The following is an 18227-nucleotide window of genomic DNA, read 5'->3' as shown; positions in this document are numbered from 1 at the left end:
CCCCCGGGGCCAAACCGCCTAACAAGGGCGCACCGAACCCTGATCCGGAGCGCCCGATGCCCTTTTCTCTCGCCACATGGAACATCAACTCCGTCCGCCTGCGCGAACCCATCGTGCTCAAGCTGCTGGCCGAACAGGGGCCGGACGTGCTCTGCCTGCAAGAATGCAAAAGCCCGGTGGACAAAATCCCCCGCGACGGCTTTGCGGCGATAGGCTATCCGCACATGGTGGCGCGCGGCGACAAGGGCTATAACGGCGTCGCGATCCTGTCCAAAACCCCGATCAAAGAGGCGGGCGATTTCGATTTCGCCGGTCTCGGCCATGCCCGCCACATCGCCGGACGGCTGGAAAACGGCGTCACCATCCACAATTTCTACGTCCCCGCAGGCGGCGATGTGCCGGACCGCGACAAGAACGAGAAATTCGGCCAGAAACTCGACTACCTCACCGACATGCGTGACCATTTCCACGCCGAAGCGCCGCAAAAATCCATCCTCGTGGGCGATCTCAACATCGCCCCCCGCGAGGATGACGTCTGGAGCCACAAGCAATTGCTCAAGGTCGTCAGCCACACACCCATCGAGGTCGAAGCGCTCGCCGAAACTCAGGATGCGGGCAAATGGGTGGACATCACCCGTCAGGACATCCCCGACGGGCTGCTCTACAGTTGGTGGAGCTACCGCGCCAAAGATTGGGACGCCGCGGACAAGGGCCGTCGGCTGGACCACATCTGGGCCACTCCCGACATCTCGAACGCCGCACATTCCAGCCGCATCCTGCGCGACGCGCGCGGCTGGGAAAAACCCAGCGACCACGCGCCGGTCTTTGCGACCTTCGACCTCTGACCGGCGCATCCTGCCGCGCCTCCCCCCGCCATCGTGCGTAGGGTGGGCATTTTGCCGACCACACCGCTGCGCATTGCACCGGCAAAAGGTGCAGGGCCGCAACCGCTCCGGTGCGGCTGCAATCAGGCACTGCGCGACCCAAGCAGCGATTGTCCACCACGGACACCCCTTTGCCCCCGCAGATCGGTGCCGACCCGGCCTGACGCGTCATGTCCGTAATTCCGATTGAGCTGCGCCACCTTCTGCGCTTGAGTGTCCGGGGAAGAGGTGCGGTATGACAGAAGCGGAACAAGCCTACGCGACGGCAGAGCGTTTGATCGCAGCGGCCCGGACAAGCCGCGCGGGCAAACTTGATTTCGACACACCCGACACCCGCGCGCTCACGCGCCTGCCGGACAGCATCGAACACCTCACCGCACTCCGTAATCTGGATTGCGACAACACCCAAATTTCCGACCTCACCCCGCTGCGCAGCCTGACGGGTCTGACGTGGCTGTGGTTGAACGGCACGCCCGTGTCCGACCTCACCCCGCTGCGCGGTTTGACGGCTCTAAGGGCGCTAGGGTTGAACAGGACCTCCGTGTCCGACCTCACCCCGCTTGGCAGCCTGACGGGTCTGACGGAGCTGTGGTTGAACGGCACGCCCGTGGCTGACCTCACCCCGCTGCGCGGCCTGACAGGATTGATCGACGACCGGTACGATTTCGACGGCCTCACTTTCGAAAACTGCGCTGCCGCTTTGGCAGACCCGCGCATCGCCGAAATCGCCGACATCGAAGATAGGTCAGACCGCGCCCGCGCTCTCTTTGACTATCTCGAAGACTGGGAACCGCCGGTTGACAGTAGCGCTTTGCCGCAACAATCACTCAACGGCTTCGAACACAGTGTCGTGGATGGCCGTATTGGTTTGGCCTCTGGCGGCGCAGACAGTGACACCGACGCCAAAGACTTGTTTGACCTCTTGCGCGACGATCTCGACGCATTGCTCGACGCCTGCCCAACCGGCGACAATGCGCCCTTCAAGGCCTTTCGGCAAAAACTGGAAGCCTACGGCAAGGCTCTGGGTATCGATCTTGCAAATTTACGTGCTCCAAGTCTCTGGAATGCGGGCAACAAATTGCGCTTGGAACTCAAGGCCGACGAAACCCGCAGTGATCTGGTGCTGGATGGCGCGCCCAAGCTCAGCGAGGATTTGCAGACCGGCTTGGATGCGCTTGTCGCGCTGCACAATGTCTTTTGTGCGGCGCATCCCAGACTTTCCACACTGGACGAAAATCGGCCCGATCCGATTGATCGGCCAGACGCCGAAGCTGCCCGCGCCGAAATGGCTGATCTGATCGACGCGATCGCGCCGCAAATGCGTGTCATCATGGAAGAGGTGATCACAGAATATAACACGTTGCACGCGATGAGCGGTGGGGACGATTCCGCCTCCGCGCGGGCCTTGGCGGTCGAGCGGGATAGCCTCAATAACTTCATTATCCTCGCCGTGCGCGAGGCATTTAAGGAAGAACGTAAACCCGGTGCGTTAAAGGTTACGTTGAACGACGCGCGTGCAGCATCCGTCGGGGCCGCCGTGACCGAGGCGGGGCCATACATCGCCGCGACCCTCCCCCATTTGGTGACCGTACTGGCGCCACATATGGCCGCTGTGCTGGCGGCAAGCCACGCACAGGACTATCCCGTCAGACAGGCGTTGGATTGGGTTGTGAACAAGGTCATGGATCGTGCCCGTCGTTATTCAGCAGGTGAGACTGGGCAAGACGCCAAATGAGCGGTCGACAAGCGCGGAATCAAGGCCGCAGGCCGCCGCGCAATCGACTGGCCGCCCCCCGGCCTGTCGATACGTCGCCGTCACAGCATCGTTCAAAACGACGATGACGCGGCAACCATAAAACGCCCCGGAACGGCAGTTGCATCGACACGCCGCGGCCAGCCCATTGCGCGTCCGCGCACCGTCAACCCTTAACAAACCCCTAATCCGCCTCTGTAACCCCTTGATTTTTCGTGTCCCACGTCCTGTCCCAGCGTGGGACATCTCTGACCCCCCTTGGCAGTGCCGCCATTCCCATCCATATATCCCCCAACGTGTGAAGGAAGGATCAGGATCATGGATTTGGGATTGTCTGCCGGGCCGGACGCGGCTGATCTGATCAAGGACGGCTCCGAGGCGAGCTTTATGCAGGACGTGGTCGAGATGTCCCAGACCACCCCCGTGATCGTCGATTTCTGGGCCCCTTGGTGTGGTCCCTGCAAGACCCTCGGCCCGCAGCTCGAAGCCGCCGTCACCGCCGCCAAAGGGGCGGTCAAGATGGTCAAAATCAACGTGGACGAGGCGCAGATGATCGCCTCTCAACTGCGCATCCAGTCGATCCCGACCGTCTACGCCTTTTGGCAGGGCCAGCCCGTGGACGGGTTTCAGGGCGCGGTGCCGCAATCCGAAATCACCGCCTTTGTGGACCGGGTGATCGAGGCCGCAGGCGGCGAAGCCCCCGGCGCAGGCCTTGAGGATGCAGTGGCCGCCGCCGAAGAAATGCTGGCCGAAGGTGCCGCCGTGGATGCGGCCCAGACATTTGCCGCGATCCTCGGAGAAGAGCCGAACCACGCGGGCGCCTATGGCGGCCTCGTGCGGTCCCATATCGCGATGGATGACCTTGATCAGGCCGAGGCGATTTTGAACGGCGCGCCTGCCGAAATCTCCGAAAGCGCCGAACTGGAGGCCGCTCACGCCCAGTTGCAACTGGCCAAACAAGCCGCCGATGCGGGCCCTGTTGCGGAATTGCGCGCGGCGGTCGACGCGAACCCGGAGGATCATCAGGCCCGGTTTGATCTGGCCCAAGCGCTGCACGCCAACGGCGAGACCGAAGCGGCGGTGGACGCTTTGCTTGATCTTTTCAAGCGGGACGCAGACTGGAACGACGGCGCGGCCAAGACGCAGCTCTTTACCATCTTTGACGCGCTCAAGCCCAACGACCCGATTGTTTTGAACGGACGGCGGCGGCTTAGCTCGATCATATTTGCCTGACGGGCTGCGCGGGCTAGCTGACATTTTATGATCAAAGTGGCGGACCTTCCGGGGACAATCCCCGTGTTTCCATTGCCGGGTGCGCTTTTGCTGCCCCGTGCGCGCCTGCCGTTGCATATCTTTGAGCCGCGGTACCTTCAAATGCTGGACGATGCGCTGAAAACCGATCACCGCCTGATCGGGATGGTGCAACCGAATGAGGTCGAAGGGCGCAAGGGCAACGGATTGCACACGATCGGCTGTGCCGGGCGCATCACCCAGTTTTCCGAGACCGAGGACAACCGATATCTCATCACGTTGTCGGGCATTTCCCGGTTCCGCGTCGTCACCGAAATCGAAGGTTTTACGCCCTACAGGCGGTGCGACGTGAATTGGGATGGGTTTGATCGGGACCGGGGTCGGACCGAGGCAGACCCCAGCTTTGACCGCGAGGCGTTCCTTGACACTTTGGGGCGCTATTTCGATGCGCGGTCGTTGTCGGCGGATTGGGAAACGCTGAAAGAGGCGGATGACGAACTGCTTATAAATTCGCTGTCGATGATGTTGGATTTCGATGCCGAGGACAAACAGGCGCTGCTTGAGGCACCGTCTCTGAGCACACGCCGCGAAACGCTGATCACGCTGATCGAATTCGATCTCCGCGGCGGCGAAGGAGAGATCATGCAATGATCGGAAACCCGGTGGATCGACGTGTGCTCGAAGCGCTCATTTGTCCCGAAACGCATGGCACGTTGCGGTTCGACGCGGAGCGGAACGAGTTGATCTCTGAGGGGGCCGGGGTGGCTTATCCAATCCGCAACGGCATTCCGGTGATGCTGGTGGATGAGGCGCGATCGCTGGACGAGACGCCTACAGCGCCCGCCCCTTCATCAGACGAGGCAGATCGCCAGTAAGCCCTGCGGCCTCGCGGATGAACCCGCGGCGCAGACCGGGCAGGGCGTTCACAAGCCCCATGCCAATGTCGCGCACCGCACGAACGGCCGCGTTATCATTCGAGAACAATCGGTTGAAACTGTCAGTCGCGACGGCGAGGGCGGTATTGTCAAACCGCCGCCATTCCGCGTACCGCGCCAGCACCTGCGGGCTGCCGATATCTTCGCCACGGCGGGTGGCGTCCGTCAGCACTTCGGCGAGGGCTGCGATGTCGCGCATCCCTGCGTTCAGGCCCTGACCGGCAATCGGATGGACGCCATGGGCCGCGTCCGCGATCAGGGCGACACGATCAGCTGTCAGGTTATCGGCCAGCGACAGTGACAGCGGATAGGTGTAGCGTTGGCCGCGCAGTCGGATATCGCCAAGGAAATCACCGAAACGGGGGCGCAGCATGGTGATGTAGTCGGCATCGGGCAGTGCGTGGAATGCGGCGGCGTTCTCTGCCGTCTCGCTCCATACAATGGAACTGACGTGGCCGGGCAGGGGCAGGATGGCCAGCGGGCCGGGCGGCATAAAGAACTGGTGCGCAATCCCGTGATGCGGCAGGTCATGTTCAATGGCACAGACAAGGGCCGTCTGGCCGTAACCCCATCCCGTTCGTTTGATCCCGGCGCGGTCCGCGGTGCCGCTGGCGCGGCCATCCGCACCGATCAGCAGGGCACCCTGTACCGTTTCGCCTTTATCGAGCGTGACCGTGACATGCCCCTGACCCGGTTCCTGATGCACAACCGACCGGCCCGACAGATGCGTGATGCCGTCCGTCGCTTTTATGGCGTCGAGCAAAGCGCGGCGCAGAAAGCGGTCCTGCACCATATGTCCCATTGGCCCTTCTTCGATCTCGGCATGGTCGAAATGCATGAAAAACGGTGCAGGACCTTGGCCTGCGCGTCCGTCTGACACTTTGATCTCGAGGATGGGTTGAGCGTTGTCTTGGAGATCCTGCCACAGTCCCAATGCCGCCAGCAGGCGGCAGGAGGTCAGTGCGACGGCATAGCTGCGCCCGTCAAAGGTGGCGTTGCGCCGGACTTTTTCCGTGAGTGCGTCGATGACGGTAACGGAGTGCCCGGACTGCGCCAGCGCCAATGCGAGAGTCGGTCCGGCGAGGCCGCCGCCGGTGATCAGGATATCGCTGCGATGCGTCATGTCCGGCAATATGGAGGCGGCCTTGGGATTGTCCATGCGTTGCGACGTCGCTACCGTCACGGCAAGGGCTGATGGAGGGCGAGATGTTTGACAAAACAGCGGCAGAACTGGGCCGTGCCATCGGCGCGGGTGATCTGGACCCGGTGGAGATCACGGCACAATATCTTGAGCGGATCGAAGGGCATGATTTGTGTGATCGGGTCTATGCCCGCCTGACGCGAGACCGCGCCATGGCAGAGGCCGAAGCGGCGTCGATACGGGCCAAGGCAGGTCAACGCTTGTCGGTTCTGGACGGTGTGCCGATCAGTTGGAAAGACCTGTTTGACACAGCGGGGGATGCGACCGAAGCGGGGTCGAAACTGCTGGAGGGGCGGGTGCCGGACCGGGACGCTGTGGTGCTGGCCAACGCGACGGGGCAGGGGCTGATCTGTCTGGGCAAGACGCATCTGAGCGAGCTTGCGTTTTCGGGGCTGGGTTACAACCCGTCGACCGCGACGCCGCCTTGCGTCAACGACCCGGAGGCTGTGCCGGGTGGTTCATCCTCGGGTGCGGCGGCATCGGTCGCGTTTGATCTTGCCCCTGCGGCCATTGGGTCGGACACGGGCGGGTCGGTGCGTATCCCGTCGGCGTGGAACGATCTTGTGGGGCTCAAAACCACATCTGGCCGTCTGTCGCTGGAAGGCTGTGTGCCGTTGTGCCTGAAATTCGACACGGTCGGCCCGTTGACGCGCACGGTTGAGGACGCCGCTCTGCTGATGGCGGCGATGGAGGCGGGCAGGGCACCTGACCTGCGCGGCGCGTCACTGAAAGGGGTGCGGATCGCGGCATTGCAGACGGTCGTGCTGGACGACATGCGCGATGCCCCGCTTGCGGCCTATCACAGTGCAGTGGAACGACTGCGGTCCGCAGGCGCGACGATTGTCCCGCTGGAGGTGCCGGAACTGGCCGACGCCTTTGCGCTGTCGGGGCCATTGTTCACCGGAGAAGCCTACGGGCTGTGGCGCGATGTGATCGAGGCCAATCCGGGAGCGATGTTTGCCCAAATCCTCGAACGGTTCCGCGCAGGGGCAGAAGTGAGCGCACCGGACTACACGGCGGCCTGGGCCAAGCTGGATGGCGCACGGGCGGCTTGGGATGTGGCTGTGGCGTCATTTGATGCCGTGATCACACCCACCGCACCGATCCTGCCGCCCAATCTGGAGCGGTTGAACACGGATGATGCCTATTACAAGACGGAAAACCTGATGGCGCTGCGCAACACGCGGGTGGGCAACCTGATGGGACTGTGCGCGCTGACCCTGCCCACGGGCGTGCCAAGCTGCGGCGTGTCTCTGCTGGGTAAGCCGCATTGTGAGGCTACGCTGTTGCGGTTGGGGGCGGCGGCAGAGGCTGCGCTGGCGTGACCTAAAGGACGCTTCGCGACGCGATTTATGTGTTGATTGGGGGTTTTACCCCCAAACCCCCGAGTATTTTCAAAAAGAAGAAGATGGGGTTTGGCGGATTTGTCACGGCCCGGCGTTTTGCTGTGGTTTTTCTGGACGGCGGAGTCCGCCTTGGGTTATTCTGGCACAAACGGGGCGTGTATGATCCCGAGACCGAGGCAGTTTCATGAAGTTTCCCGAGCGGTTTTCGAACCTTCCGGCTTATGCATTCCCGCGTCTGCGCGCGCTGCTGGACCATCATGCGCCCGGCGGGGAAGTGGTGCATATGACCATTGGTGAGCCGAAACATGCCTTTCCGGCTTGGGTAACGGATGTGATCGCTGAACATGCTGCGGGTTTTAATAACTATCCGCCCAATGAGGGCATTCCGGAATTGCGGTCTGCGTTTTGTGATTGGCTGGGGCGGCGCTATGGCGTGACAATGGATATGGACGCCAACGTGATGCCGCTCAATGGCACGCGCGAGGGGCTTTACAACGCTGCGATGGCGCTGTGCCCTGAAGAGAAGAATGGGCTGCGGCCTGTCGTTCTGATGCCAAACCCGTTTTATCAAGTCTATATGCTGGCCGCGATTTCGGCAGGGGCGGAGCCTGTGCTGGTGCCTGCCACGGCAGAGACAGGGCATTTGCCGGATTTCGCCGCTGTGGATGAGCGCCTACTGAACCGCGCGGTGGCCTGTTATATGTGCTCGCCCGCGAACCCACAGGGGGCAGTGGCGAGCGATGGGTACTGGCGCGACCTCATTGCGCTGGCCGAGCGCTATGATTTCCAGATTTTTGCCGACGAATGCTATTCCGAGATATACCGGGATGTGCCGCCTGTGGGCATTCTGCAATGCACGGAAGCGGCGGACCCGGAGCGCGTTGTGGCCTTTCATTCGCTGTCCAAGCGGTCCAACCTGCCCGGTTTGCGGTCCGGTTTCATCGTGGGCGGTCCGGCGACCATGCGCGAGGTCAAGCAGCTTCGCACCTATGCAGGCACGCCGCTGCCGACACCGCTGCAGCACGCTGCGGCTGCGGTTTGGGCGGACGAGGCGCATGTGGTCGACAACCGGGCGCAGTATCATGCGAAATACGACGTTGCGGATCAGATTTTGGGCGGCGTACCGGGATATGCCGCCCCAGAGGCCGGTTTTTTCCTGTGGTTGCCTGTGCCTGATGGTGAGGCGGCGGCGCTTGAGTTGTGGCAAAAGACGGGCGTGCGGGTTTTGCCCGGCGCATATCTTGCACGCGAAATCGACGGGTTGAACCCCGGTGACACATACATCCGGGTGGCCTTGGTCGCCCCAATGGCAGACACCAAACGCGGGCTCGAAGCCGTGCGTGACGTGATCTATGCCGCATAAACTACGAGGACGAGGCATGGCATTTCAAACGCGACGCGATCCGCTTTTTGATCCGAACACCAGCATGGCGCTGGAACGTCGGGGGCGCGAGCTGTTCGGGATTGGGGTGTTTGTGGCCGGCCTTTTGGCGGCTGCCCTGATGCTGAGCTATACGCCCGCTGACCCCAGCTGGATGGCGGCCACGGATGCGCCGGTGCAGAACTGGCTGGGTCGGCCCGGTGCCTCGGTTGCGGCGCCGCTGTTCCTAATTGGTGGTTGGGGCATGTTCGGCTTTGCGCTGGTGCTGATGGTCTGGGGGGCGCGCTTTGCATTGCACCGGGGGCAGGAGCGCGCATTGGAGCGTTTGATCTTTGCGCCGATCTTTGTCGCATTTGCGGCTGTCTATGCCTCGACCCTGCAACCGGGGACCGAATGGGTGGCAACCCATGCCTTTGGCCTAGGTGGCCGCGGCGGGGATACCGTTTTGGCGATGGTGCTGGCGGTGTTGCCGTTGGGGTCGAGCTTTGCCGTAAAGCTGATGTCGCTGCTGATGGCGATGGGTGTGCTGGTCTTTGGTGCGTTTGTGCTGGGCTTTACCCGTGCCGAGGTGGTGCGGTTGGGCCGGTTCCTGCTGGTTGGCCTTGTGGTATCCTATGCTGCTGTAATGACGGTGCTGACGCGCGGTGCCTCTGGCACTGTATCGGCGGCCCGCGGTTTGCAGGAACGTCAGGCCATGCGCCGGGCAGAACGTGCGGCTGCTGCGGCAGAGGCCGAAGCCTACGCACAGTCGATCCCCGTTATGCCCGAGATGTTGGACGAGGATGATGCACCTGTTGAAAAAACCGGCTTGCTGGCCCGTATGCCCACCCTGATCAAACGTGCAGAGCCTGTTCCGGACACGATGCCCGAACCCGAATTGGTCGAGGCACCCCATGCGCCTGATATGCAGGCCCCCAGCGACGCGCGTATCAGCGCCAAGATCACGGATGTGATCAAGTCGCGGGTGCGGTCCAATCCGGCAGTTCGTATCGAAGGGGTGGCACCGCTGACCAAGGGTCGCGGACGCGGGCCTGTGCCGCTGATCGCGGATCCTGCTCCGCGTGTCGGTCTGCCGCCCGAGCCGCCGTTGACCACCATGCCCGCCGCGCCAGAACCGCTGGTGGAGGAGGACGATATGGCGCTGTTCGAGGCGTCAGAGCCGGTCATGCCTGAACCCGCGCCGCGTATCCCCACGCCTGAGCCGCGCAAAGTGGTGCAACAGCCCGTGCGCAAACCTGTTCAGCCCAGCACGCAGGCCAAGGCAGAGGCGCAGCCCAAGCTGCGGTTCGAAGACACCCACCCCGGTTTTGAACTGCCACCGCTGAATCTGCTGGAAAACCCCGTCGCCATCGAACGCCATCACCTCAGCGATGAGGCGTTGGAGGAAAATGCACGGATGCTGGAAAACGTGTTGGATGATTACGGCGTCAAGGGCGAGATTGTCAGCGTTCGCCCCGGTCCCGTTGTCACCATGTACGAGCTGGAGCCTGCGCCGGGCCTGAAGGCGTCGCGCGTCATTGGTCTGTCGGACGATATTGCGCGGTCCATGGCGGCCCTGTCCGCACGTGTGTCGACCGTTCCGGGCCGCAGCGTCATCGGTATCGAATTGCCCAATGAGAACCGCGAAAAGGTGCTTTTGCGCGAAATTCTTGCGGCACGTGATTTTGGCGACAGCACGATGAAACTGCCGCTGGCGCTGGGCAAGGATATCGGTGGCGACAGCGTTGTGGCTAACCTTGCTAAGATGCCTCACCTGCTGATTGCGGGCACCACGGGTTCGGGTAAGTCGGTGGCGATCAACACCATGATCCTGTCGCTGCTTTACAAATTGTCGCCGGAAGAATGCCGGTTGATCATGATCGACCCCAAGATGCTGGAACTGAGCGTTTATGACGGAATCCCGCACCTTCTGTCGCCTGTTGTGACCGACCCGAAAAAGGCGGTTGTGGCCCTGAAATGGGTCGTGGGCGAGATGGAGGAACGCTATCGCAAGATGTCCAAGATGGGCGTGCGTAACATCGACGGCTTCAATGGCCGGGTGAAGGATGCGCTGGCCAAGGGCGAGATGTTCAGCCGCACGGTCCAGACCGGATTTGATGATGACACTGGCGATCCGATCTTTGAAACCGAAGAATTCGCGCCCGAGGCGATGCCTTATATCGTCGTGATCGTGGACGAAATGGCCGACCTGATGATGGTTGCTGGCAAGGAGATCGAAGCGTGCATCCAGCGTCTGGCGCAGATGGCGCGGGCCTCTGGCATCCACCTCATTATGGCGACACAACGCCCGTCGGTTGACGTGATCACCGGCACGATCAAGGCGAACTTCCCCACCCGGATATCCTTTCAGGTGACGTCGAAAATCGACAGCCGCACCATTCTGGGTGAAATGGGGGCCGAACAACTGCTGGGCATGGGCGACATGTTGTACATGGCGGGCGGGGCCAAGATCACCCGTTGCCATGGCCCGTTCGTGAGCGATGAAGAGGTCGAAGAGATCGTGAACCACCTCAAGGCCTTTGGCGCGCCCGACTACGTGTCGGGTGTGGTCGAGGGGCCGGACGAGGACAAGGAAAGCAATATTGACGCAGTTCTTGGCCTTGGCGGCAACACGGATGGTGAGGATGCGCTTTATGATCAGGCTGTGGCCATTGTGATCAAGGACCGTAAATGTTCGACCTCTTACATCCAGCGCAAGCTGGCCATCGGCTACAACAAGGCCGCGCGGCTTGTGGAGCAGATGGAGGACGAAGGCGTGGTCAGTTCCGCCAACCACGTGGGCAAGCGCGAGATTCTCGTCCCCGAACAGTAGGATGGGCGATATTCGCCCATCATCGCCTGCTTGTTATCGTATATCACGCCGCACCGCCCTATATCGTGGGACCAAGACCAACGATGCAAAGGATGCGAGCGGTATGGTGTTTATGAAACGTGTGATCGGTGCGGTGTTGGCCCTGTCCTTGGCCCCTGCGGCCATGGCGGAAAAGCTGCCGCTTTCGGCGATTTCATCCTACCTCAACGACCTGAAAACGGCGCAGGCAACAATCACCCAGATCAACGATGACGGGTCGGTCAATACGGGCAAATTGTTGCTGAAACGCCCCGGGCGGATGCGGTTTGAATATGATGATCCGAATGCGGCCCTGATTCTGGCCAGTGCCAATGCGGTCTATATCGTGGACCCCAAGTCGAACCAGCCGCCCGAGACATATCCGCTGCGCCGCACGCCTCTGTCGCTGATCCTTGCCCGGAACGTGAATCTGTCGCAGGCGAACATGGTGACGGGCCATTCCTTTGACGGGACGGCGACGGTCGTCACGGCGCAGGACCCCGAACACCCTGAATATGGAAACATCCAGATGAAGTTCACGGGCAACCCGGTCGAATTGCGCCAATGGGTGGTCAATGACAGCGGCGGTGGCTCCACCACGGTTGTGCTGGGCGAACTGTCCAAGGGCGGCACGCTGTCGAACCGGCTGTTTCAGCCGCCAAGCCGCGGAAATTGAGGGGAGGCCGGGTGTCGCCCCGGCCCCGTTTAGCAACTGCGTAATTGCTGAGCGTACATGATGGATCGTTGGTCCACCTCACCCGCAACCCGCATCAGCCACGATTTCGACCGATAGCTGCCGCGGGCATAGCCGGACCGGCCCTCGTGATAGGCAAGATACTGATTGCGGGCATCTCCCTTGGAAATGCCAAGGCGATTTTGCGATTCCGCCATGTACCAGCCCATGAAATCCGTTGCATCGCGGATGCGGTCCCGGCGCGCGGTACGCTTGCCCTGATCCCGCACATATTCCTCCCACGTGCCGTCCAAGGCTTGGCTGTAGCCATAGGCGCTGGATTGCCGCCCGATGGGAATCACACCGGCCGCATATCGGAACGGTGTACGCGCGTCGGCGCGAAACTTTGATTCCTGATAGATGGTGGCCATTTGCACATGCACCGGCACACCCCATTTGCGTTCCGTGGCCTTAAAGGCCCTCAGGTATTCGGGGCGCTCACTGACAATGGAACAGGCGTTGTCGAGGTTGCGCGGGGAATCCCCCGAACCGCCACCACAGCTCGCAGCCAAAAGTACCAGTGCCAAAGCGCGAAAGAGTCTGCTCATCTGCCTCACTCGCCTTGTTATATTTTTTCCCAGTTTAACCGAAAAACCACCCCATGGAAATCACGTTTTGTCAGAGCAACATGGCCAGCAACACGGGCAGGGCAGCCACGGACATCAGTGTCGAGGCGACGACAAGGCCCGCGACGTCCTCTGCCTCGGCCCCATATTTTTCCGCCAACATGTAGGACGTGACGGCGACCGGGGTTGCCACCTGCAACACCAGCACGCCAAAGGCGATCGGCTCCAGTGCAAAATAGTGCCCAACCACCCATGCGATCGCCACGCAAATCACCAGCTTGAGCGCTGACAAAAGGGCCGCCCGCGCGAGCCCTTTGGGGGACAGACGTGCAACGGCGACACCCAGCGTGATCAGCATCAGCGGAATAGCCATTTGTCCGATGAGGTCCAGCGTGTTGGTCAGAAAGGTCGGCGTTTCCCAACCCTGAACCATGAACAGCGCCCCGAGTAGCGTGGCCCAGACCACCGGCTCACGCAGCGCTTTGGTCAGCGCGCCACTGCCAGCAACCAGCGTGATGCCATAGGTGAACGACCAGATCGCCATGATGGCAAAGACGATGATCGCATAGCTGAAACCGGCCTCACCAAACGCAAACAGCGCCAGGGGAAGCCCTAGGTTGCCGGTGTTGCCAAAGATCAGCGGCGCGGCGTAGGTCCGCCGGTTCAGCCGCAGCAGATGGACCAGCGCCAGACAGGCGAGTGTGACCGCGCCATAGGCCATGACGGCGGCCGCAGACAACGCGGTCAGCGCCGCCGGGTCGATATCGGTCTGCATAAGCGCGACAAAGATCAGGCATGGCACGCTCATCGTCATGGCAAGCCGTGTGACAAATTGGATCCGGTATTCAAACCCGATCTTGACCCAGACAAAACCAATCGCCGCCAACAGGAACACGGGGGCCACGATTTCCAATACTGTTAAGGCTAGGTTCACAGACTGTTTCCAGCGAAATCGCGCTCAAATGTTGGACAATTGTCCCTTGCACCGTGTAGTCACGGACGGTAGGGGGCGCAACGTTATGCTAAGCAAGCGCGCAAAATATCATCTCGGGCAGGTTGTCCGCCACAAGAAGCACCCGTTCCGGGGTGTCGTTTTTGACGTGGACCCTGAGTTTTCGAACACCGAAGAATGGTACGAAGCAATCCCCGAGGACAGCCGCCCGAAAAAGACGCAGCCGTTCTACCATCTGCTCGCCGAGAATGACCAAAGCTACTACGTGGCCTATGTGTCCGAGCAGAACCTCGTGGCGGACTATTCCGGCGAGCCTGTGGACCACCCCGATATCCCGGACCTGTTTGGTCCGTTCGAGGACGGATCCTATCCCCTGCACTTCCAGTTGAACTGACATCTGGTGGGCAGATGGCCCACCCTACACTTGCGGCACCCGCCGGATGTTCAATATCCCAGCGCACAGCCGTCCTTGCGCGGGTCGCTTGCGCCTTCGAGCACGCCATTGTCGTGAATCATGATCGCTTGCGCTCCGCCAATGGCCGTGTCCGGCACGGTGACATCGTGGCCCCGCTCGGTCAGGTCGGCACGCACTGCGTCACTATAGCCACGCTCGACCTTCATGGTGCCCGCGTCCGAAAAGGCGCGGGGGCCGTCGATTGCGCTTTGCGGATTCAGCCCGAAATCCGTCAGGTTCGAGACAAAGCGCGCGTGTCCGTTGGGTTGATACGCCCCGCCCATCACGCCAAAGGGCATGAACGGCTTGCCGTTGCGTGCCAGCATCGCCGGAATGATCGTGTGCATGGGTCGTTTGCCGCCGGCCAGTTCATTGGGGTGGCCTTGTTCGAGGGTAAAGCCCGCGCCGCGGTTCTGGAACAGGATGCCAAACTTGTCCGATGCAATGCCGGACCCAAAGCCGTGATAGATCGAATAGATCAGCGAAACGGCCATCCGGTCCTTGTCCACGACGGTGATGTAAATCGTGTCCTTGTGAACCGCCTCGCTTAGCGCGGTTGGATCATCCATCGCCTGTTTCGGGTCGATCAGCGCGGCAAGGCTGGCGGCGGTCTCGGGCGCCAGCATGTGATCGAGGCGCGTGGTGTAATCGGCGTCCGCCAAAAACCGATTGCGTGCGTCATAGGCAAGCTTGGCGGCCTCTGCCTCGACATGTGCGCGATCCGCGCCCCACGGGGCCATGGATGCGATGTCAAAGTGTTTGAGGATGTTGAGCATCAGTTGCGCTGTGGCACCATGGCCGTTCGGCGGATGTTCGAACAGCGTCAGGTCGTTGTAGTCGCTTTGCGTTGGGGTCGTGTCCGTGGCGGCTGTGTCTGCAAAATCATCCAGCGTGTGCGCGCCACCCAGACCGCGCAGCGTCTTCACCATGTCTTCGGCCACTTCTCCGGTGTAGAAACCGTCGCGCCCGTCCCGCGCGACCCGGCGCAGCACCTCGGCCTGCCCTGGGCAGGCAAAGATGTCCCCCACCTTGGGGACTGATCCATCGGCGGAATAGACGTCGCGCGCGCGGGCTTGCAGGGTGCCTGCGTCATTTGCCCAGTCAAACGCCACCCGTGGCGCCACGGGCACGCCGGTTTCGGCGTAGTGGATGGCGGGGGCCAGCAGGCGGTCGATGCCCAGTTTTCCCACACGTTCGGACAAGGTGCAGAACGCATCGATCGCGCCCGGAACGGTGACCGCATCAGGGCTGTGGATCGGGACGGTGGTGTGACCCGCCGCGCGCAAAGCGGCAGCGGATTGATCTGCCGGCGCGCGGCCTGATCCGTTCAGGGCGCGAAGGGTGCCGTCCGGGTCAGACCACAGAACAAAGCAGTCGCCGCCGATTCCGGTCATTTGTGGCTCGCAGATGCCCAACAGAACTGCGCCCGCGATGGCCGCGTCCATGGCGTTGCCGCCTGCCTTCAGTGTTTCGATCGCAGTTTGCGCGGCCAGCGGGTGGGATGTGGCACACATCCCGGAGCTGGCCAAAACGGCAGAGCGGCCTGGCAAGTGGAAATCGCGCATGATGTGGAACCCCGTCTTTTGTCTTCCTCCGCAACCTAGTGGGCTGGCCACGGTTGTCCATAAGGGGAAGGCCTCGGCGCCACGTACTGGGTGGGGGCAATTTCACGCGGCGCCGAGGGAAGCCATATGCAGCTACAGGAGCATGTTTGGCATTTGATCTGGGCAGGATTGTGGAAACACCAAGACGCTTTTGGGAACGTGCGGATTTCCGCGTGTGCGTGGGCAAAGATGTGCCGGAACCCCGGCTTTGCCGGGTGGGGCGCTAAGGTCGGAGGTTTGGTTAGCCTGCAAGGGCGAGGCGGAATGTCAGTTGGTTGGCGTCATCCACCCGGCGGTAGACGACATCCTTGGCAAGATCCTTGATCAGGAACCAGCCAAAGCCGCCTTCGGGCAGGTCGGAGAATTCGACGTCCAGATCGACGGGTAGCCCAATGGGGGTCACACCATCGGGCATGGGGCGTCCGCAATCCTTGATCTGAAACCGCAAACCGTCTGCCTGACGGCTGCATTTCACATTGATCGGCCCTGGCACATCCTCAGGCGGGTAGGCGTGTTCGACAATGTTGTTCATCGCCTCCGCCAGAACCAATTCGATTGTGCCTGTTTCCTCGACATCCAGCTCAAGCGGTGTGAGCGCCTCAAGCAAGGCGGCGAGCGCCTCACGAACTGCGAATTCTCCGCTGGTGATCGAGATTTGAACGTCGGACACTTTGAGCGGGGATTGCATGGTCAGCGTTCCGTTAGGCGGCATGGACATCAAGCGCGGTTTCAAGGGTCGGAAACACGCCAAACACGCTATCCATCCGGGTCAGCCGAAACACCTTGTCCACGGTCGGGGTCAGACCAGCAAGGACAAGGCTGCGTTCCTGCCCCATATGCTTCATGGAGGCGACAATCGCGCCCAGACCGCTCGAATCAATGAACTCAACTGTACTGAGATCCAATATGACCGTGGGGCTGCCGGTGTCGGTCACCTGCCGCATTGCATCCTTGAACTCAATTGCGACGGCTGCGTCGATGCGCGCGCTGTTTACGCGCACGATCTGCAGGGGTCCGTTCTGCTGACTGTCCAACTCCATCTTTGCGCCTCGTGCTTGCCTGCGTTACCCATTGCTTAGAACCGAAACCTTACCAATCTGTTGCGACCGTCGAGATCGGAGAACGAGACATGGAAAATGTAGTGATCGCTGGGGCGGCCCGCACGCCAATGGGTGGATTTCAAGGCGCGTTGGGCGACATGTCCGCCGCCGATCTGGGCGGCGTCGCCATTACGGCGGCCCTTGCAGACGCGGGCGCGCAGACGGTGGACGAGGTGTTGATGGGGTGCGTGTTGCCCGCGGGGCAGGGGCAGGCCCCCGCGCGTCAGGCGGGCTTTGCCGCCGGTTTGGGCGAAGAGGTGCCCGCGACCACCCTGAACAAAATGTGTGGATCGGGTATGAAGGCGGCGATGATGGCTTTTGACCAGATCGCGCTGGGGCACGCCACGACGATGATTGCGGGCGGGATGGAGAGCATGACCAACGCGCCGTACTTGCTGCCCAAAATGCGCGGCGGCGCGCGGCTGGGTCATGGGCAGGTGGTGGACCACATGTTCCTCGACGGACTCGAGGATGCTTATGACAAGGGCCGCCTGATGGGCACCTTTGCCGAAGATTGCGCCGAGGCATTCCAGTTCACCCGTGACGTGCAGGACAGTTATGCGCTGACATCTTTGTCGCGGGCGCAGGACGCCATAGCCAATGGATCCTTTGCGCGTGAGGTCGCGCCGGTGGCGCTGAAGACCCGCAAGGGCGAGGTCATTGTCGCAGAGGACGAACAACCCGGCACCGCGCGGCCCGACAAAATCCCGCTGCTCAAGCCCGCCTTTCGCGAGGGTGGAACCGTCACGGCGGCCAATGCCTCATCCATTTCCGACGGGGCGGCGGCGCTGGTTCTGGCCTCTGAAGCAGAGGCCGATGCGCGCGGTCTGTCTGTACGGGCACGTATTGTCGGCCATGCAAGCCACGCGCAAGCGCCGGGCCTTTTCACGACGGCACCAGTGCCCGCCGCGCAAAAGCTGTTGGAGCGTATTGGTTGGACGCGGGATGATGTGGACCTGTGGGAAGTGAATGAGGCCTTTGCCGTCGTCCCGCTCGCCTTTATGCGCGAAATGGGCATTGACCACGATGTGGTGAACGTCAACGGTGGGGCCTGTGCGCTGGGTCATCCAATCGGCGCGTCCGGCGCGCGCATTATGGTGACGCTTTTGAATGCGCTCGAGAAACGGAACCTCAAGCGTGGCGTCGCCGCCATTTGCATCGGCGGCGGTGAGGGTACCGCAATCGCCATCGAAAGGGTCTGAGCATCTGCACCGGCCCGGGATACGCACCGGTGCAG

General features: G+C 61.7%; 17 protein-coding genes. 11 read left to right on the top strand and 6 right to left on the bottom strand.

Features of this window, described 5'->3' with window-relative positions:
• Nucleotides 1-56: 56 nt before the first annotated feature.
• The 5 genes from Q1A85_RS00200 to Q1A85_RS00180 all read left to right on the top strand — a co-directional run bounded on the left by Q1A85_RS00200 (nucleotide 57) and on the right by Q1A85_RS00180 (nucleotide 4763).
• Complete coding sequence (locus Q1A85_RS00200) at nucleotides 57-845, top strand: exodeoxyribonuclease III (RefSeq protein ID WP_299683846.1); 789 nt, start codon at nucleotides 57-59, stop codon at nucleotides 843-845.
• Between the two features lie 274 nt (nucleotides 846-1119).
• Nucleotides 1120-2619 (top strand): leucine-rich repeat domain-containing protein, encoded by a 1500-nt coding sequence (locus tag Q1A85_RS00195; RefSeq protein ID WP_299683844.1) that lies wholly within the window; start codon nucleotides 1120-1122, stop codon nucleotides 2617-2619.
• 333 nt (nucleotides 2620-2952) lie between these two features.
• On the top strand, nucleotides 2953-3870 hold the full coding sequence (locus Q1A85_RS00190; protein WP_299686317.1) for a co-chaperone YbbN: 918 nt from the start codon (nucleotides 2953-2955) through the stop codon (nucleotides 3868-3870).
• A 27-nt stretch (nucleotides 3871-3897) separates the two neighbouring features.
• Nucleotides 3898-4539: an LON peptidase substrate-binding domain-containing protein gene (locus Q1A85_RS00185; RefSeq protein ID WP_299683842.1), complete on the top strand. Its 642-nt coding sequence runs from the start codon at nucleotides 3898-3900 to the stop codon at nucleotides 4537-4539.
• The gene (locus Q1A85_RS00180; protein WP_299683840.1) at nucleotides 4536-4763 is read left to right on the top strand and encodes a Trm112 family protein; all 228 of its coding nucleotides are present in this window, start codon (nucleotides 4536-4538) and stop codon (nucleotides 4761-4763) included. The genes Q1A85_RS00185 and Q1A85_RS00180 overlap by 4 nt, the downstream gene beginning before the upstream one ends.
• Here Q1A85_RS00180 and Q1A85_RS00175 read toward each other — a convergent pair.
• Nucleotides 4720-5982, bottom strand: coding sequence for an FAD-dependent monooxygenase (locus Q1A85_RS00175; protein ID WP_299683838.1), 1263 nt, complete (start codon nucleotides 5980-5982; stop codon nucleotides 4720-4722). The two genes, Q1A85_RS00180 and Q1A85_RS00175, sit on opposite strands and share 44 nt — an antisense overlap.
• A 47-nt stretch (nucleotides 5983-6029) precedes the next feature.
• Here Q1A85_RS00175 and Q1A85_RS00170 point away from each other — a divergent pair, with 47 nt between their 5' ends.
• The 4 genes from Q1A85_RS00170 (at nucleotide 6030) to Q1A85_RS00155 (ending at nucleotide 12257) form a co-directional block, all read left to right on the top strand.
• A complete protein-coding gene (locus Q1A85_RS00170; RefSeq protein ID WP_299683836.1) occupies nucleotides 6030-7349 on the top strand; it encodes an amidase family protein in 1320 nt (439 codons plus the stop codon).
• Nucleotides 7350-7554: 205 nt separating this feature from the next.
• Nucleotides 7555-8733, top strand: coding sequence for an aminotransferase class I/II-fold pyridoxal phosphate-dependent enzyme (locus Q1A85_RS00165; protein WP_299683834.1), 1179 nt, complete (start codon nucleotides 7555-7557; stop codon nucleotides 8731-8733).
• A 16-nt stretch (nucleotides 8734-8749) separates the two neighbouring features.
• Nucleotides 8750-11563, top strand: a complete 2814-nt coding sequence (locus Q1A85_RS00160; protein ID WP_299683832.1) for a DNA translocase FtsK — start codon at nucleotides 8750-8752, stop codon at nucleotides 11561-11563.
• Between the two features lie 112 nt (nucleotides 11564-11675).
• Nucleotides 11676-12257, top strand: coding sequence for an outer membrane lipoprotein carrier protein LolA (locus Q1A85_RS00155; protein ID WP_299683830.1), 582 nt, complete (start codon nucleotides 11676-11678; stop codon nucleotides 12255-12257).
• 29 nt (nucleotides 12258-12286) lie between these two features.
• On the opposite strand, the gene Q1A85_RS00150 is transcribed toward Q1A85_RS00155, so the two are convergent.
• Together Q1A85_RS00150 and Q1A85_RS00145 are read right to left on the bottom strand one after the other, a co-directional pair.
• The gene (locus tag Q1A85_RS00150; RefSeq protein ID WP_299683828.1) at nucleotides 12287-12862 is read right to left on the bottom strand and encodes a lytic transglycosylase; all 576 of its coding nucleotides are present in this window, start codon (nucleotides 12860-12862) and stop codon (nucleotides 12287-12289) included.
• A 70-nt stretch (nucleotides 12863-12932) separates the two neighbouring features.
• The gene (locus Q1A85_RS00145) at nucleotides 12933-13814 is read right to left on the bottom strand and encodes an AEC family transporter (RefSeq protein ID WP_299683826.1); all 882 of its coding nucleotides are present in this window, start codon (nucleotides 13812-13814) and stop codon (nucleotides 12933-12935) included.
• 85 nt (nucleotides 13815-13899) lie between these two features.
• On the opposite strand from Q1A85_RS00145, the gene hspQ reads away from it, so the two are divergent.
• Nucleotides 13900-14226 (top strand): heat shock protein HspQ, encoded by a 327-nt coding sequence (gene hspQ, locus Q1A85_RS00140; protein WP_299683824.1) that lies wholly within the window; start codon nucleotides 13900-13902, stop codon nucleotides 14224-14226.
• A 50-nt stretch (nucleotides 14227-14276) separates the two neighbouring features.
• Here hspQ and Q1A85_RS00135 read toward each other — a convergent pair whose 3' ends face one another.
• The 3 genes from Q1A85_RS00135 to Q1A85_RS00125 form a co-directional block, all read right to left on the bottom strand.
• A complete protein-coding gene (locus Q1A85_RS00135; RefSeq protein WP_299683822.1) occupies nucleotides 14277-15851 on the bottom strand; it encodes a gamma-glutamyltransferase family protein in 1575 nt (524 codons plus the stop codon).
• 280 nt (nucleotides 15852-16131) lie between these two features.
• Nucleotides 16132-16608, bottom strand: coding sequence for an ATP-binding protein (locus Q1A85_RS00130; RefSeq protein WP_299683821.1), 477 nt, complete (start codon nucleotides 16606-16608; stop codon nucleotides 16132-16134).
• Complete coding sequence (locus Q1A85_RS00125) at nucleotides 16592-16930, bottom strand: STAS domain-containing protein (protein ID WP_299683819.1); 339 nt, start codon at nucleotides 16928-16930, stop codon at nucleotides 16592-16594. Before Q1A85_RS00125 ends, Q1A85_RS00130 begins: the two co-directional genes overlap by 17 nt.
• A gap of 89 nt (nucleotides 16931-17019) precedes the next feature.
• On the opposite strand from Q1A85_RS00125, the gene Q1A85_RS00120 reads away from it, so the two are divergent.
• On the top strand, nucleotides 17020-18192 hold the full coding sequence (locus Q1A85_RS00120; RefSeq protein WP_299683817.1) for an acetyl-CoA C-acyltransferase: 1173 nt from the start codon (nucleotides 17020-17022) through the stop codon (nucleotides 18190-18192).
• Nucleotides 18193-18227: the final 35 nt, after the last annotated feature.

The organism is uncultured Tateyamaria sp. (assembly GCF_947503385.1).
GTDB lineage: Bacteria > Pseudomonadota > Alphaproteobacteria > Rhodobacterales > Rhodobacteraceae > Tateyamaria.
The sequence above is the reverse complement of the archived record's forward strand: the minus strand, read 5'-3'. Positions and strand labels throughout refer to the sequence as shown.

What these genes read in the sequence shown, in the direction of transcription:
- Q1A85_RS00200 (WP_299683846.1), top strand. Translation starts at nt 57, where the DNA reads ATGCCCTTTTCTCTCGCCACATGGAACATCAACTCCGTCCGCCTGCGC.
- Q1A85_RS00155 (WP_299683830.1), top strand. Translation starts at nt 11,676, where the DNA reads ATGAAACGTGTGATCGGTGCGGTGTTGGCCCTGTCCTTGGCCCCTGCG.
- Q1A85_RS00160 (WP_299683832.1), top strand. Translation starts at nt 8,750, where the DNA reads ATGGCATTTCAAACGCGACGCGATCCGCTTTTTGATCCGAACACCAGC.
- Q1A85_RS00195 (WP_299683844.1), top strand. Translation starts at nt 1,120, where the DNA reads ATGACAGAAGCGGAACAAGCCTACGCGACGGCAGAGCGTTTGATCGCA.
- Q1A85_RS00170 (WP_299683836.1), top strand. Translation starts at nt 6,030, where the DNA reads ATGTTTGACAAAACAGCGGCAGAACTGGGCCGTGCCATCGGCGCGGGT.
- Q1A85_RS00150 (WP_299683828.1), bottom strand. Translation starts at nt 12,862, where the DNA reads ATGAGCAGACTCTTTCGCGCTTTGGCACTGGTACTTTTGGCTGCGAGC.
- Q1A85_RS00165 (WP_299683834.1), top strand. Translation starts at nt 7,555, where the DNA reads ATGAAGTTTCCCGAGCGGTTTTCGAACCTTCCGGCTTATGCATTCCCG.
- Q1A85_RS00185 (WP_299683842.1), top strand. Translation starts at nt 3,898, where the DNA reads ATGATCAAAGTGGCGGACCTTCCGGGGACAATCCCCGTGTTTCCATTG.
- Q1A85_RS00120 (WP_299683817.1), top strand. Translation starts at nt 17,020, where the DNA reads ATGGAAAATGTAGTGATCGCTGGGGCGGCCCGCACGCCAATGGGTGGA.
- hspQ (WP_299683824.1), top strand. Translation starts at nt 13,900, where the DNA reads ATGCTAAGCAAGCGCGCAAAATATCATCTCGGGCAGGTTGTCCGCCAC.
- Q1A85_RS00135 (WP_299683822.1), bottom strand. Translation starts at nt 15,851, where the DNA reads ATGCGCGATTTCCACTTGCCAGGCCGCTCTGCCGTTTTGGCCAGCTCC.
- Q1A85_RS00180 (WP_299683840.1), top strand. Translation starts at nt 4,536, where the DNA reads ATGATCGGAAACCCGGTGGATCGACGTGTGCTCGAAGCGCTCATTTGT.
- Q1A85_RS00125 (WP_299683819.1), bottom strand. Translation starts at nt 16,930, where the DNA reads ATGGAGTTGGACAGTCAGCAGAACGGACCCCTGCAGATCGTGCGCGTA.
- Q1A85_RS00175 (WP_299683838.1), bottom strand. Translation starts at nt 5,982, where the DNA reads ATGGACAATCCCAAGGCCGCCTCCATATTGCCGGACATGACGCATCGC.
- Q1A85_RS00130 (WP_299683821.1), bottom strand. Translation starts at nt 16,608, where the DNA reads ATGTCCATGCCGCCTAACGGAACGCTGACCATGCAATCCCCGCTCAAA.